Raw genomic sequence first — 14,477 nt, 5'->3', positions numbered from 1 at the left:
AGTCGTAGGACTACGTCCCTCGGCGGACATTGTGGTGATAACTAGAGCTGCAACTGGGTACTGCCTGAGCTACCGGGGAATCACTTCCCCAGGGGAAACCATGCCGGCGAACGCAAGCCCCCACATCTGGCCACGCCGCCGCATTCGCCGGATCACCGGTTCAATACGCGCCCGCCACGCGGTGACGCGCCACGAAGTGCCCCGCGCCGACTTCCACCAGCGGCTGCACCTGCGGTTCGTCGCCGACCGCGCGGATCGGACTCGGAATCTCTTCCGTCAACAACTCCCGTTTGGCGTGACGCCGCGCCGGATCGGCGATCGGCACCGCCGACATCAGCTTCTTCGTGTACGGGTGTTGCGGGTTCTCGAAAATGGCGCGGCGCGGACCGATCTCGACAATCTGGCCGAGGTACATCACCGCGACCCGATGGCTGATACGCTCCACAACCGCCATGTCGTGCGAAATGAACAGGAATGCGATGCCGAACTCCTTTTGCAGGTCGAGCATCAGGTTGATGATCTGCGCCTGTACCGAGACGTCGAGCGCCGAGACCGATTCGTCGGCGATCACAACCTTGGGCTTGAGCGCCAGTGCCCGCGCAATGGCGATGCGCTGACGCTGGCCGCCCGAGAACTCGTGCGGGTAGCGTTGCGCGTAATCGGCCGGCAGACCGACCCGGTCGAGCAGTTCGGCCACCCGCTTCTCGGCCTCCGCGCCGCGGGCCACGCCGTGCACGAGCAGCGGTTCCATGATCGAGAATCCGACCGTCAGGCGCGGATCGAGCGAGGCGAACGGGTCCTGGAAGATGAACTGGATATCGCGGCGCAGCGTCTGCAAGGCGCGTCCGGCGAGATCGTGAATCGGCTTGCCGCCGAATTCAATAGAGCCGCCCTGACTGGCGACCAGACGCAGCAGCGCGCGACCCGTGGTCGACTTGCCGCATCCGGACTCGCCCACGAGGCCCAGTGTCTCGCCCGGATACAGATCGAAGCTCACGCGCTCGACGGCATGCACACGTTGCTTCACACGGCCGAAGAAGCCCGACGGTACGTCGAAGCGGGCCACGAGATCCTTCACGCGCAGAATCGGACCCGCTTCGGTCCGGACGGTCGGCTGCGGCGTTTCGGCAGCGGGCTTGGCGTCGGCCGGCGCGTCGTAGCGCAGCAGCGGGAAACGGGCGGGCAAGTCGGTGCCATGCATCGAGCCCAGACGCGGTACGGCAGAGAGCAGCGCCTGTGTGTAGCGCTCGCGCGGCGCTGCGAATATGTCACGCGAGGGGCCTTCTTCGATTTTGTCGCCGCGATGCATGACGAGCACGCGGTCGGCCACTTCCGCCACGACACCCATGTCGTGCGTGATGAACACGACGCCCATGTGCATTTCGTCCTGCAACGCACGAATCAATTGCAGGATCTGCGCCTGAATCGTCACATCGAGCGCGGTCGTCGGTTCATCGGCGATGAGCAAGCCCGGCTTGCACGACAGCGCCATCGCGATCATGACGCGCTGGCGCATGCCGCCCGAGAGCTGATGCGGAAAGCGCCCGAGCACGCGGCGCGCTTCGGGAATTCGCACGAGTTCGAGCATACGCAGGGCTTCGGCACGTGCGGACGCCACGTCCTTGCCCTGGTGCAGGCGAATGGATTCCGCAATCTGCTCGCCCACCGGGAACACCGGGTTGAGCGAGGTCATCGGCTCCTGGAAGATCATCGCCATGTCGGCGCCGCGAATGCTGCGCATGGTCCGGCCGCTGGCACGCGTCAGGTCGACGAGTTTGCCGTTACGGCGGCGCATGATCATCGAGCCTCGCGTGATGCTTCCGCCCCCGTTCTCGACCAGGCGCATCGCCGCCAGCGACGTCACCGACTTGCCGGAGCCGGATTCGCCCACGATGGCGAGGGTCTCGCCACGATCGACATGGAAGGACAGGTCGCGCACGGCCGTGACCACGCGCTCGGACGTCGCGAACTGCACGGTGAGGCCGCTCACGTCGAGCACTCGCTCGTCGGGCAACGAAATCGTTGGGGTTGTCTTGCGCTCTGCCACGCCTGTCCTCGCTAATCTTCGCTTGCTGAATCTGGTGCCAAAGGCCCTGCCGTCAACGGCCGGGCCTGATCTTTCGGGGGCGTTACTCGTGAATGGCCGTCGCAGGCGTCTCGCCCACACGAGCCACGCCGCGGTACATCCCTTCGGTATTGAACGGCAGCGCGACATTGCCTTGCGCGTCCACCGCAATCAAACCGCCGCGACCCTGCACGCGCGGCAGACGTTCCCGGATCACGCGCTCGGCAGCCTGCGCGAGCGACAGCCCGGCATAGGCCATCAACGCGCCCACTTCGTAGCAGGCGATGGTACGAATGAATGCCTCGCCCGTCCCCGTGGCCGAGACGGCCGCCGTGGCATCGTTCGCGTAACAACCCGCGCCGATGAGCGGCGAATCGCCCACGCGGCCAACGGCCTTGTTCGTCATGCCACCGGTAGACGTGGCCGCTGCCACATGACCGTTGCTATCGCAGGCGACCGCACCGACCGTGCCGAACTTGGTGTCGGGATCGATGGGCTCCGGCTTGAGCGGCATGTCGTGGTCGAGCGCCACACCGGCGTCGGCCAGCGCACGTTGCCATTGGGCGTAGCGCGCTTCGGTAAAGAAATAGTCGGGCTCGACCAATACGGCGCCGTTCGCCGCCGCAAAGGCTTCCGCGCCCTCGCCCACGAGCAACACGTGCGGGCTGTGTTCGAGCACCGCGCGGGCGGCGAGAATCGGATTGCGCAAGCGGTGAACACAAGCGATGGCGCCCGCGTCGAGCGTTGCGCCGTCCATGATCGCGGCGTCGAGTTCATGCGTGCCTTCGTGCGTGAACACTGCACCGCGTCCCGCATTGAAGCGAGGGCAGTCTTCGAGCAGACGCACGGCTTCGGTCACGGCGTCGAGTGCGGAACCGCCCGCGGCGAGCACGGCCTGCCCCCCGCGCAACACGTCGGCCAACGCCTCGTGATAGGCCTTGAGTTCTTCGGGCGAGGTCTCGCGACTGATGGTGCCGGCACCGCCATGAATGGCAATGACCGCGCGTTGGGCATGACTCATGATGCTTTGTCCTTTCTGTCCTCACTGCCCGGCGCAGTGCGGGGCGTGGCCTGCTGGCCGGGGTTCGGTGCGCCTTGCGTGCTAGCGCTCGCCACAACGGCGGTGTTCGTAAGAGAGTTCGCCGTGGCGTTGGCGGCGGCGGTACGTTGCGGTGTGACGATCCGCCCGACTACCGGCCCTGCCTGTGCATTGGCCGGTGCGCTCGCGCTTGCCGCCGAAGCCAGCGATGCCGAGTCGAGCCACGGCAGCAGGAAATCGGTGAGTTCGGTGGCACGGTCCACCGCATGTTTGGCGCGCTGGGCGACGGCGTCGCACAGGGCGTCGATGACCGCCAGCACACTCGCTTCCGAGTTGCTCGACAGACGCGGCTTGCTGCGCACGAAAATCACGATGTCGCCAAGTGGCGCCAGCGGAGACGTCGGACTGTCCGTCAGCACCATGACGGGTACGCCGCGCCCGCGCAGACGGCGGCACAGCGTGATGGTGTCGGACACGTATCGCGGAAACGCAAGTGCGATCACCAGATCGCCCTCGCGCAATTTGAAGAGCTGGCGCGCGGCATGCGTCGATCCGCCGGCCCCGACCACCGCCTGCACGTTCTCGCAGTACGGATCGAGGCCGTGGTGCAGCAACCCGGCGAGGTATCCGCTCGCGCCCAGCCCCAGCACATAGATACGACGCGCCTGCAGGATCGACTCGACGGCACGCTCGCAAGTCGCGGCGTCGAGCGCACGACGTGTCCAATCCAGATTCTCGATGGCCTGGGCCAGCGACGCGGCCATTACATCGGCGCTCGCGCTCGCCTGCGCCTTGCTCGTGCGCAGACTTTCGATCGGCGCGAGCGTGGCTTCATACCCGCGCACCATGGCCGCCCGGCATTGCGGATAGCCGTCGAAGCCGAGTGCGCGCGCGAAACGATTGACCGTGGCAAGCGACACGCCGACGGCATCAGCGAATTCGTCGATACGCATGGTTGCCGCGCGAAACGTGTTGTCGAGCACGAACGCCGCCATGCGCTGCTGCGCGGGCGTCAGGTCGGGCATGGCTCGCACGATGCGCTCGGTGAGCGGCAGATCGGCGGGCAACGAGTCGTCGTCAATCATGAGTCAAGGCAATCCATCGAAGTGAAGGAAAGTATATTTTCATCAGAACCCCGTCAAATGAAAAAAAATAGTTCAAATGTCATCGAAATGTCCGCACACACCCTCTCAGCACCGCGCAAACCCTGTCAAAACAAGGGGGCTGTGTCACATAGATACGCAAAATACGGGCATACTAGGGAAAACCCGAATGTACGAACTTGCCGGACGTTTTGCGAGCCGACGTCAGAACTACGGTGTCACGACGCGACGGTGTTCTCCCGTCGCGAAATCATCAGGCAACGGAACACAGGACTGTCGCGGGACCGCCTGGGGAGGCTTGGTCGGAGGCGAGTCGTAACGTGCGGTAAACATGGCGTGGCCGTAGGCTGACATCTGCCCGGTACGCTGACGATATGAATTCGCCTCAAGGAGCATGACCATGCTGAGTCCGCATGAAATCGCCACGCTGTTGCTGGCGGCCGCATCCCTTGGCCCCATCGATGCCGACGCGCTCGAGCCACCGGACCTTGCTGCGCTGGAACAAGCACGTCTGGTGCATGTGAATGTCGATCAAGGGCAAGCCAAAGTGATCGTGACCGAAGATGGTCACCGGGTGTTGCGTCGTCTGGGGCTGGAGCGTTCGGTTGGCGAGCGCGCGGAATTGGCGCGGCTGACGATCGCGCAGCGCGCGGATCGGGAGACGGGGAATGGTGTCAGCGGACGGTCCGCACCGACGGAGGCTGCCGCCGGGGAGACCGCCCGTGAATGGCAGCAGGCAGCGGCGCTGCCTGCCAACGCATCAGAGCGTCGCGAAGAACAGGCTTAAGCGGGCGAACACGATCAGCAGGATCTGCATCAGCAGGAACAGTCCCAGCGGCGACAGATCGAATCCGCCCATCATCGGAATGACTTTGCGGATCGGGCGCAGCAGCGGGTCGAGCAGATGCTGGAGAATCGGCATGGCGGTGGCGCGCGGATTAACCCACGACAGCACCGCCATCAGCAGCGTGAGCCACATCACGAGATTGGCGCCCCACTTGGCGACCAGCACCAGCGCCACCAGCAAGCCTCGCGGGAACACCGAGACCGGCGACACCCCCACCACGGCCGTGATCAGCACCAGATAGACGATGGCGCTCAGCCATGCGCCGATCACGCACGCCCAATCGATCCCGCCGACACCCGGCATAACACGCCGCAACGGCAACACAATCCAGTTCGTGAACTGGAACACTCCTTGAGAGAGCGGATTGCGCGGCGGCAACCGCGTGGCCTGCATCCACGCACGCAACAGCAACAAGGCGCCGAATAGCGAGAAAACAAGGTCTAGTAGCAGACGGGCGATTTCGACGAGCATCTGGACTCCAACGGATTGTGCGGTCCCCCGCAAAACCGGCATTGTCGCACGCGTTTGCCCGAGTTCAATGCTCCCCTAACGCTTTGAGCGGATGACCGTCTTGCGGCCACGGCGAGACAAAGAAGGCATCGACCTGTGCCGCCGGCACATCCGCCAGCGTGGCGTAGCGCCAGCGCGGTTGCTTGTCCTTGTCGATCAGCAGCGCCCGCACCCCTTCGACGAAATCACCGGTCGCGAATGCGTGATGCCCCAGCACCAGTTCCATCCGGAAGGCGTCGGCCAGACCGAGGCGACGCCCCTTCTGCAATTGCCGGTCGGTCACGCATAGGCTCAGCGGTGAGCGCTGCTGCAACAATGCCAGCGTCTCGGCTGCCCACGGCGTGCGCGCATCGTTGGCTAGCGACGCCACGATGCTTGGCACATCGATAGCGCTGAAATGCCGATCCAGCGTCGCCCTCACCTGGGCGAGCGGCGCGGCGTCCGTCCATGTGCGCCCCAGCGGCAGAATGGCGGCGCGCAGTCGCTCGAGCAGATCGGCCGAGTCAGACGCGTATTGCCCCGCAGGGCGCTTCGCCGGGTTTCCCGTCGCACCGGTACACCAATCGAATTGACGGAGCATCGCTTTGAGTTGTGCAGGCGCGTCACCCTCAAGCCAGACGTCGGCGAGCCCGCAATACAGCGCGTCGGCGGCGGAGACGGTCACACCGGACAGCCCCAGATAGCGCGCCAGCGTCGGCGCCAGATGCCCCAGGAACCAACTGGCCCCGACATCCGGGAACAAACCGATCCCCGTCTCCGGCATCGCCAATCGCGTGCGATCGGTGGCGATGCGCAGCGCCGCCCCTTGCGCAACGCCCATACCCCCGCCCATCACAATGCCGTCGAGCAATGCGATATACGGCTTCGGATATCGGTGGATCAGATAGTCGAGCCGGTATTCGTCGACGAAGAACGCCTGATGTTCGTTGGCATGATTCACGCGGCTCTCGTAGAGCGCGCGGACGTCACCGCCTGCACAGAAGGCCTTCTCGCCCGCTCCTTCGATCAGCACCGCCCGCACTGCCGGGTCTTGCGCCCACGCATTGAGCTGTGCCCACATCGCGCGCACCATGCCGTGTGTGATCGCGTTCAATGCGCGCGGCCGGTTCAGCGTAATCACGCCGAATCCATTGACCACGTCGAACAACACGTCGTCTTGCGCCTCAACGGCGTTGTCACGCAGATTCACTCTCCCTCCTCCTTGCGGTGCCCTGCTTCCGGCGGCAGACGCACGCACAATCTTGTGGCAATACGATTCGCAGTGAGTGCCGCGACGCGATCAGTCCAGCGCGCGTGCAATGACTTGGCGCTGAATCTCGCTGGTGCCCTCGTAGATCTGTGTGATACGGGCATCACGATAATGACGCTCCACCGGATAGTCCTCGAGATACCCGTAACCGCCGTGAATCTGGATAGCGTGCGAGCACACCCACTCGGCAAGTTCGGACGCAAAGAGTTTGGCCTGCGATGCCTCGGACAGGCACGGCAATCCCTGTGTGCGAAGTGCTGCCGCGTGGAGAATCAGAAATCTTGCCGCGTTGATGCGCGTCGTCATGTCGGCCAGCATGTTCGCGATGCTCTGATGCTCGCGAATCGGCTTGCCGAACTGCTGACGCTCACCGGCGTAACGCAGCGCGGCTTCGAATGCCGCGCGCGCCACGCCGAGGGCCAGTGCAGCAATGCCGATGCGTCCGCCTTCGAGATTGGACAGCGCAATCTTCAGCCCCTGCCCCGGCTCGCCAAGCAGTGCCTCGTCGCCAACTTCACAATCGACGAGAGTGATCGGGCACGTATCCGATGCCCGGATGCCGAGCTTGTGTTCGGGGTGTCCCACTTCGAAGCCCGGCGTATTCGTCGGCACGATGAAGGCCGAAATGCCTCGCTTCCCCGCCGCCGGGTCTGTCACCGCAAATACGATGGCCATTGCCGCGCGTTTGCCGTTCGTCACGAACTGCTTGCTGCCATTGAGCACCCACTTGTCACCGCGACGCTCCGCACGCGTTCGCAGATTGTTGGCTTCCGACCCGGCTTGCGGCTCGGTCAGGCAGAACGCCCCGATCTTCCGGCCGGCGGCAAGATCTGGCAGCCAGCGCTCACGTTGCGCATCCGTACCGAATTTCAGGACCGGCGCGCACCCCACGGAGTTATGCACCGACATCATCGTGGCCGTGGAGGCGCAACCCACGGCAATCTCCTCCATCGCGAGCGCATATGCCGTGTAATCGGTGTACGACCCGCCGTATTGCTCGGGCACCATCATTCCCAATAGTCCGAGTTCCCCCATTTGCGCCACCATCGCGTCCGGCAATGCGCAATCGCGATCCCACTGCGCGGCATTTGGCGCAAGCTGCTCGCTGGCAAACGTGCGCGCCATGTCACGAATCATGCGTTGGTCTTCGGTATAGAAATCCATGTTCTGTCTCCTGCACCCTGACGTTGTCCGAATGGACCGCCGGCGCTTGTGCCATGTCGATGGACCCAGTTTAGGCATCGCGCCGCATTGGCACCATAGCCAAAAACGGCAATTTGCATGAGCGAAATTGCCATCGGAGACGTCCTAAACCCGCCCCGGACAAACCCTTAGCGCGTCGGTCAACCCCGAGCGGTGTTGTCCGGCAAGCCCTCGGCCAGTCTCGATTTCCCCACCGGCGGAGTGGATAAATCCCTCACGAACTCTGAGCCGTTTGGACATTGCCTGCCGCCGACGCCACGCATTACGATGAATTTCGCCATTGCCCTTGAGCGCTGCGCCCCATCAAGACGGCGCCAAGGGTGGCCAGCGACGCGCGTCGAAGTCTTTCCATGATAGGCGCGCTGCCGGCCAGCACCGACTACAGGAGACGATCCATGACTGCCGATTACGCCGACGCCTATCGGGCGTTCGACCTCGACGCCGCTGTACGCGCCACGCTCGCAGGCAATCTCGACGCGATGAACGCGTGCGTCGAGTGCTGCGACCGTCACGCACTTCCCGGGCGCATCGCCTTGTTCTGGGAAGGGAAAGACGGCACGAGCCAGACATGGACGTTCCGGCAATTGCAAACGCTCTCCGCGCGCTTTGCCAACTTCCTGCGCGAACAGGGCGTGCAGCCGGGCGACCGCGTGAGCGGACTGCTGCCGCGAACGCCCGAACTGCTCGTGACGATCCTTGGCACATGGCGCGCAGGCGCGGTATATCAACCGTTGTTCACAGCGTTCGGGCCGAAGGCCATCGAACACCGGTTGCACGGTGCGCAAAGCAAGCTCGTGATCACCGACGGGGCGAATCGGGCCAAGCTCGATGAAGTGGCCAACTGCCCAAGCGTCGTCACGGTCGGCGGCCCGCGCGGTCAGGGCGTGCGCCGCGGTGATTTCAGCTTCTGGCACGAGGTCGATCAACACGCCCCGGACTTCGAGCCCGTGCTGCGGCGCGGCGACGATCCGTTCCTGATGATGTTCACCTCCGGCACGACCGGGGCCGCGAAACCGGTCATGGTGCCGTTGCGTGCGATTCTGGCGTTCGCCGGCTACATGCGCGACGCCGTCGACCTGCGCTCCACCGACACGTTCTGGAACATCGCCGATCCGGGCTGGGCCTATGGCCTGTACTACGCAGTGACGGGCCCACTCGCCATGGGCATCCCCACAACGTTTTACGACGGTCCGTTCACCGTTGAAAGCACCTACCGGATCATCGACAAACTCGGCATTACGAATCTGGCCGGTTCACCGACCGCATTCCGCCTGCTGATTGCGGGCGGCGACAAGGCTGCGGCTCCGCTCAAGGGAACGCTGCGCACAGTGTCCAGCGCTGGCGAGCCGCTTAATCCCGAGGTCATCCGCTGGTTCGCCAACCATCTCGGCGTGACCATTCACGACCACTATGGGCAGACGGAACTCGGCATGGTCGTCTGCAACCATCACGCCCTCGCCCATCCTGTTCAGGCGGGGGCCGCCGGCTTTGCCTCGCCCGGCCACCGCGTGGTTGTGCTCGATGACGACGGGTGCGAATGCCCGGTTGGGCAGGCGGGGGTTCTCGCGCTTGATCGCAAGCAGTCGCCATTGATGTGGTTCGGCGGGTATTGGGAGCGGGAAACGCCGGCGTTCGTCGGCGACTACTACCTCTCCGGCGATACCGTCGAGCGTAATAGCGATGGCAGTATCAGCTTCGTCGGGCGCAATGATGATGTCATCACGTCGGCCGGGTACCGTATCGGGCCGTTCGATGTCGAGAGCGCGCTGATCGAACATCCGGCAGTGATCGAAACGGCCGTGGTCGGCAAGCCGGACCCTGAGCGCACTGAGTTGGTCAAGGCCTTCGTCGTGCTGCATCCGCAGTTCGCACCGACGGGAGCACTCGCGAGCGAGTTGCAGGCGCACGTCCGGCACCGCCTCTCCACACACGCCTATCCGCGTGAAATCGAATTCGTCACCGAGTTGCCCAAGACGCCGAGCGGCAAGCTCCAGCGCTTCATCTTGCGCAATCAGGAAATCGCCAAGGCCGCGCAGGCGTCGGCCAACGCGGCCTGAGCGCCGCCCTCCTTTCTTTCAGGAATCGCAGCTCATGCAAATCAAGGATCGTGTCTTTCTCGTGACCGGCGCCTCGTCGGGTCTGGGTGCCGCCACCGCGCGCATGTTCGTCGACGCCGGCGCCAAGGTCGTGCTCGGTGACATCAACGCTGAAGCGGGTGCGGCGCAAGCCAACCTGCTGGGCGACGCCGCTCGCTTTGTTGCGACCGACATCACGCGCGAAGACGACGTGCAGCGCCTGGTCGATACCGCAAAGCACGCATTCGGCGCGCTGAACGGTGTCGTGAACTGCGCGGGACTCGTGATCGGCGAGCGCATTCTGGGCAAGCAGGGCCCGCACCGGCTCGACAGCTTTGCACGCATCGTCAACGTGAATCTGATCGGCACGTTCAACGTGCTTCGCATCGCGGCGTCGGCAATGGCCGAGGGCGCCGCCGACGCCGAAGGCGAACGGGGCGTAATCGTGAACACGGCATCCGTCGCGGCGTTCGACGGCCAAATCGGGCAGGCAGCGTATGCGGCATCGAAGGGCGGTGTTGCCGCGCTGACACTGCCCGCAGCACGCGAACTGGCACGCGTCGGGGTGCGCGTTGTGACGATCGCACCCGGCATCTTCGAGACCCCGATGATGGCGGGAATGACGCCAGAGGTGCAAGCTGCGCTGGGGGCCTCGGTTCCCTTCCCCCCGCGCCTCGGACGCCCGTCGGAATATGCCGCGCTCGTGCGTCACGTCGTCGAGAACACCATGCTCAACGGTGAGGTGATTCGTCTCGATGGCGCATTGCGCATGGCACCGAAGTAAGTCACCACACGTATCGAGATCCCGCGACACACGCGAAATCGGAAGGCGCCGAACCAGTTTTCGGACGGCGCCGGAAGCGCCGGCAGGGGCCACGCTGCTAGAATCCTTGGGTTCCCCTGCTACGACGTACCGTTTCGCAACGCATGGAAAAGGGCAGCATCTCGATCTATTTCGTTATCAACGCATTGGCGCATGTCGAGCGACTCGGCGGCGATCCGACGGCATTGCTGCGTGCCGCCGATATTGCGCCGTCGTTGCTCGCGCATCCGCAAGCCCGCGTTTCGGCGGATCGCTACGCTCACTTGTGGCGGTTGATCAGTCTCGCGCTCGACGATGAATTCTTCGGACAGGATTCCCGCCGCATGAAGGTCGGCAGCTTCGCGATGCTGTGCTACAGCGTCATCGGTTGCCGCACGCTGGAACAGGCGCTGCAACGTGCAGCACGCTTCATGGGATTGTTGCTGGACGATCTCGAAATGCATCTGGTGCGCGACGGCGCGCTCGCCCGGCTCGAAGTGCATGAACGCGCGGACGCGCAAACGCCGCGCATCTTCGGCCACGAAACGCTGCTGATCCTCTTCTATGCGCTGACGTGCTGGCTGATCGCGCGTCGCGTGACACTGGGCACGGCGTACTTCGCATTTCCCGAGCCGGCTTACAGCGACGAGTACCGAACGATGTATTCCCCGCGTCTGGTCTTTCACGCGCCGCATACCGCCATTGAATTCGACGCGGCATGTCTGGATCTGCCTGTGGTGCAGAACGAAGTGTCGGTCAAGGAATTCCTGCGCGCGGCCCCGGCCAACATCATCCTCAAATACAAGAATACGAAGGGTATGGTTGCACGGGTGCGCCGGCGTCTGAAGACGATGCCGACCGACGGCTGGCCTGCGTTCGAAGCGCTTGCGGGAGAATTTCACACCACGCCTTCAACACTGCGTCGACGGCTGGAAGAAGAGGGCCAGTCGTATCAGTCGATCAAGGACCAATTGCGGCGCGACCTCGCCATTCACGCGCTTTGCCACACATCCAAGCCGATGATGGAGATTGCCCTCTCGCTGGGCTTTGCCGATCCAAGCGCGTTCTTTCGCGCATTCCGGAAATGGACGGGGGTTCGTCCCGGCGATTATCGGCGTCAGGCCGTGGAGGCCTGACGCATATCGTAAATCTCAGGCCGTGTGCGCCTTCGCACGGACCACGCTACTTCGCCGTCATCGGCACCGCGCCTGCCAGTTGCGCACGATAGCTGCGACCAGGCCACTTTCTCGCCTGACGAGATTCGGTTGCGCCGATGACAAATCGGGTTGCGCCCATTCTCGCGACATGGTGCCCTATCGGGGCGCAAGCGAGCACCCAACTTGGGCGAGTCACCTTCGTCGTGAGCCATGCACCGCAATGGGGGTAATTCCGAAGCGCGTCGACTCGCGCTTTTTGTCATCATTGCGCCTGCAAGCTTGACAAGCTGGCGCATGTGGAGCGAGACACCGAAGCCGGGACCGAGAATAAAAAACGATCCGGACTGGCCCAAAGGCACGTATTCCTTTTCTCCTGACGCTTTTGCGATTGCCTATCCCAATAGCCACTCAGGAGCTGCGCCCACCTGCCAAGTGGGCGTTTTTTTGCTGGTTAAACGCTCCCTTCGCAGTGTGGTTCGATCCGCCCTCGGCGTTCTTCACGAGAGAACCCGATGCCCTGGCATGCTTGTTGCTTGTATTTCCAGCATCGGGGAACGACGCCGCCTTGGCCGAGGTTTCATTGATAAGCACGCACCAGATTGCACCGGTACCTGCCAGATCGTGAAGCCCGGACTCGCCCCCTGCGGCGCCTCCGTTTGTTTTGGGTCGAGGTGTTATGTTTACTGAACTGAGCGACGTTGAATGGCACGCCCTGCGTGATCTGATTTGCGACCGACCGGTCCGTACGGAACGACGCGGCCGCCCTCAAGTCGAGCAGCGCACGCTGACCAATGCTGTCTTGTGGGTGCTGTTCACCGGCGAGAGCTGGTCCAAACTGCCCATGCAGTACCCCTCCGTGCCGACTTGCCGCCGCAAACTCAATGAGTGGCGCGAATCGGGCATGCTCGATACGATCCTGAAACGCCTGCAACAATCGGGCCGCGATATCAGCACCTGCGCAGGTCAAATCAGCAAGCCGGCCCGCAGCACGCCGTGTGGCGACACCGATCGCCTGCGCGGGGTGTTCTGGACGAACCCGGCGTCGTGGAAGCCGCCGGTTGCGATGCGTTGAGCGGCCGCCCTCACGGTTACGCCGCACCGCGATTGCAACCGTTCTCATTCGACAGGAATGCCCGTGCAACGCTCGCGGCACCGTCGGACGGGAATTACGGGGTTAGCCAGATAGCAGCGAATACGCGAGATGTGACCGCCGGTCACGTCTCGCGTCAAAGCACCGCGCGCGCCGCTTCGGCAATGGCCAGCGAGGCGGTGAGGCCGGGTGACTCGATGCCGAACAGGTTCACGAGCCCTGCCACCCCATGCACTGCCGGCCCGTCGATACGGAAGTCCGCCGCCGCTTCGCCTGGCCCGCTGATTTTCGGTCGAATACCGGCATAGCCGGATTGCAACGCGCCGTCCGCCAGCGTCGGCCAATAGCGCCGCACCGCCGCGTAAAAGCCATCGCCATCGGCTGGATCGACCGTGTAGTTGATCTCGTCGACCCATTGCACGTTCGGCCCGAAGCGCGCCTGCCCGGCAAGATCAAGCGTTAGGTGCACGCCCAGCCCGCCCGGCTCCGGCACCGGATAGATCAGGTGCGAGAACGGCGCGCGCTGTGCACACGTAAAGTAGCTTCCCTTCGCGTAATAGCGCTGCGGCACGTGTTCGGGCGCCAGCCCCGCAAACGTGCGGGCGATGTCGACGGCGTAAAGCCCGGCGCTGTTGATAACGGTGCCCGCGAGCAGTGTCGACGTGACGCCCTGCGTCTCGACATCCAGTTCGATCCCATCGGCATGACCGACACGGCCGCCGACGACACGCGCGTCGAACGCGAGCATCGCGCCGGCATTCTCCGCATCGCCCTGCAAAGCCAGCATGAGCCCATGACTGTCCACGATGCCCGTCGACGGGGAGAGCAATGCACCAAATGCGTGCAATTCAGGCTCAAGCCGGGTGACTTCATCGGCGCTCAGCCACTGTAAGTCGTCGACACCACTGGCGCGCGCGTTGGCGGCGATGGCTTCGAGCTCACCCACCTGTGGGTCGGTGGTCGCGACGATCAGCTTGCCGCAACGGCGGTGCTCCACCCCATGCGAGGCGCAGAAATCGTAGAGCCGGTGCTTGCCCTCGACGCATAGCTTCGCTTTGAGCGAGTCGGGCGGATAGTAGATACCGCCATGAATGACTTCGCTGTTACGCGAACTCGTACCGGTGCCGATCGCACGCTCGGATTCCAGGATGACCACTTCGCGGCCGGCCATGGCCATCGTCCGCGCGACGGCCAGCCCCACCACCCCCGCGCCGATCACGACGCAATCGACCTTGTCCATTGCTATTCCTTAATTACCTTCCGATTCGCATGAAGACCCCCCACCGTCGCCGGTCGGTTTCCTCATGCGGATCGGCTGCGGGACGCGCTCACACGCG

12 protein-coding genes are annotated in these 14,477 nt (G+C 63.9%); 5 read left to right on the top strand and 7 right to left on the bottom strand.

What is annotated here, in order from left to right; all coding sequences use genetic code 11:
- Positions 1-160: 160 nt before the first annotated feature.
- The 3 genes from PHO31112_RS25345 to PHO31112_RS25335 all read right to left on the bottom strand — a co-directional run bounded on the left by PHO31112_RS25345 (position 161) and on the right by PHO31112_RS25335 (position 4,189).
- A complete protein-coding gene (locus PHO31112_RS25345) occupies positions 161-2,047 on the bottom strand; it encodes a dipeptide ABC transporter ATP-binding protein (protein WP_150624267.1) in 1,887 nt (628 codons plus the stop codon).
- An 82-nt stretch (positions 2,048-2,129) separates the two neighbouring features.
- The gene (locus PHO31112_RS25340) at positions 2,130-3,086 is read right to left on the bottom strand and encodes an isoaspartyl peptidase/L-asparaginase family protein (protein WP_150624265.1); all 957 of its coding nucleotides are present in this window, start codon (positions 3,084-3,086) and stop codon (positions 2,130-2,132) included.
- Complete coding sequence (locus tag PHO31112_RS25335) at positions 3,083-4,189, bottom strand: MurR/RpiR family transcriptional regulator (RefSeq protein WP_150624263.1); 1,107 nt, start codon at positions 4,187-4,189, stop codon at positions 3,083-3,085. Before PHO31112_RS25335 ends, PHO31112_RS25340 begins: the two co-directional genes overlap by 4 nt.
- A gap of 418 nt (positions 4,190-4,607) precedes the next feature.
- Here PHO31112_RS25335 and PHO31112_RS27285 point away from each other — a divergent pair, with 418 nt between their 5' ends.
- Positions 4,608-4,994, top strand: coding sequence for a hypothetical protein (locus PHO31112_RS27285; protein ID WP_174995884.1), 387 nt, complete (start codon positions 4,608-4,610; stop codon positions 4,992-4,994).
- Here the strand turns inward: PHO31112_RS27285 and PHO31112_RS25325 are convergent.
- From PHO31112_RS25325 to PHO31112_RS25315, 3 genes are all read right to left on the bottom strand, one after another.
- Positions 4,968-5,525: a YggT family protein gene (locus PHO31112_RS25325; protein WP_150624261.1), complete on the bottom strand. Its 558-nt coding sequence runs from the start codon at positions 5,523-5,525 to the stop codon at positions 4,968-4,970. The genes PHO31112_RS27285 and PHO31112_RS25325 overlap by 27 nt on opposite strands.
- Positions 5,526-5,589: 64 nt before the next feature.
- The gene (locus PHO31112_RS25320) at positions 5,590-6,753 is read right to left on the bottom strand and encodes an enoyl-CoA hydratase/isomerase family protein (RefSeq protein WP_150624259.1); all 1,164 of its coding nucleotides are present in this window, start codon (positions 6,751-6,753) and stop codon (positions 5,590-5,592) included.
- Positions 6,754-6,843: 90 nt separating this feature from the next.
- The gene (locus PHO31112_RS25315) at positions 6,844-7,977 is read right to left on the bottom strand and encodes an acyl-CoA dehydrogenase family protein (RefSeq protein ID WP_150624257.1); all 1,134 of its coding nucleotides are present in this window, start codon (positions 7,975-7,977) and stop codon (positions 6,844-6,846) included.
- A 434-nt stretch (positions 7,978-8,411) separates the two neighbouring features.
- Between PHO31112_RS25315 and PHO31112_RS25310 the strand changes: the two genes are divergently transcribed.
- The 4 genes from PHO31112_RS25310 (at position 8,412) to PHO31112_RS25295 (ending at position 13,122) form a co-directional block, all read left to right on the top strand.
- A complete protein-coding gene (locus tag PHO31112_RS25310; RefSeq protein ID WP_150624255.1) occupies positions 8,412-10,073 on the top strand; it encodes an AMP-binding protein in 1,662 nt (553 codons plus the stop codon).
- Positions 10,074-10,107: 34 nt separating this feature from the next.
- Positions 10,108-10,875, top strand: a complete 768-nt coding sequence (locus PHO31112_RS25305; protein WP_150624253.1) for an SDR family NAD(P)-dependent oxidoreductase — start codon at positions 10,108-10,110, stop codon at positions 10,873-10,875.
- Between the two features lie 143 nt (positions 10,876-11,018).
- Positions 11,019-12,029 (top strand): AraC family transcriptional regulator, encoded by a 1,011-nt coding sequence (locus tag PHO31112_RS25300; RefSeq protein ID WP_150624252.1) that lies wholly within the window; start codon positions 11,019-11,021, stop codon positions 12,027-12,029.
- A 697-nt stretch (positions 12,030-12,726) separates the two neighbouring features.
- On the top strand, positions 12,727-13,122 hold the full coding sequence (locus PHO31112_RS25295) for a transposase (RefSeq protein WP_150624250.1): 396 nt from the start codon (positions 12,727-12,729) through the stop codon (positions 13,120-13,122).
- 154 nt (positions 13,123-13,276) lie between these two features.
- On the opposite strand, the gene PHO31112_RS25290 is transcribed toward PHO31112_RS25295, so the two are convergent.
- Positions 13,277-14,380, bottom strand: coding sequence for an NAD(P)/FAD-dependent oxidoreductase (locus PHO31112_RS25290; protein WP_150624248.1), 1,104 nt, complete (start codon positions 14,378-14,380; stop codon positions 13,277-13,279).
- Positions 14,381-14,477: the final 97 nt, after the last annotated feature.

Source organism: Pandoraea horticolens (assembly GCF_902459555.1).
Classification (GTDB): domain Bacteria; phylum Pseudomonadota; class Gammaproteobacteria; order Burkholderiales; family Burkholderiaceae; genus Pandoraea; species Pandoraea horticolens.
The sequence above is the reverse complement of the archived record's forward strand: the minus strand, read 5'-3'. Positions and strand labels throughout refer to the sequence as shown.

What these genes read in the sequence shown, in the direction of transcription:
- PHO31112_RS25340 (WP_150624265.1), bottom strand. Translation starts at nt 3,086, where the DNA reads ATGAGTCATGCCCAACGCGCGGTCATTGCCATTCATGGCGGTGCCGGC.
- PHO31112_RS25335 (WP_150624263.1), bottom strand. Translation starts at nt 4,189, where the DNA reads ATGATTGACGACGACTCGTTGCCCGCCGATCTGCCGCTCACCGAGCGC.
- PHO31112_RS27285 (WP_174995884.1), top strand. Translation starts at nt 4,608, where the DNA reads ATGCTGAGTCCGCATGAAATCGCCACGCTGTTGCTGGCGGCCGCATCC.
- PHO31112_RS25325 (WP_150624261.1), bottom strand. Translation starts at nt 5,525, where the DNA reads ATGCTCGTCGAAATCGCCCGTCTGCTACTAGACCTTGTTTTCTCGCTA.
- PHO31112_RS25315 (WP_150624257.1), bottom strand. Translation starts at nt 7,977, where the DNA reads ATGGATTTCTATACCGAAGACCAACGCATGATTCGTGACATGGCGCGC.
- PHO31112_RS25310 (WP_150624255.1), top strand. Translation starts at nt 8,412, where the DNA reads ATGACTGCCGATTACGCCGACGCCTATCGGGCGTTCGACCTCGACGCC.
- PHO31112_RS25305 (WP_150624253.1), top strand. Translation starts at nt 10,108, where the DNA reads ATGCAAATCAAGGATCGTGTCTTTCTCGTGACCGGCGCCTCGTCGGGT.
- PHO31112_RS25300 (WP_150624252.1), top strand. Translation starts at nt 11,019, where the DNA reads ATGGAAAAGGGCAGCATCTCGATCTATTTCGTTATCAACGCATTGGCG.
- PHO31112_RS25295 (WP_150624250.1), top strand. Translation starts at nt 12,727, where the DNA reads ATGTTTACTGAACTGAGCGACGTTGAATGGCACGCCCTGCGTGATCTG.
- PHO31112_RS25290 (WP_150624248.1), bottom strand. Translation starts at nt 14,380, where the DNA reads ATGGACAAGGTCGATTGCGTCGTGATCGGCGCGGGGGTGGTGGGGCTG.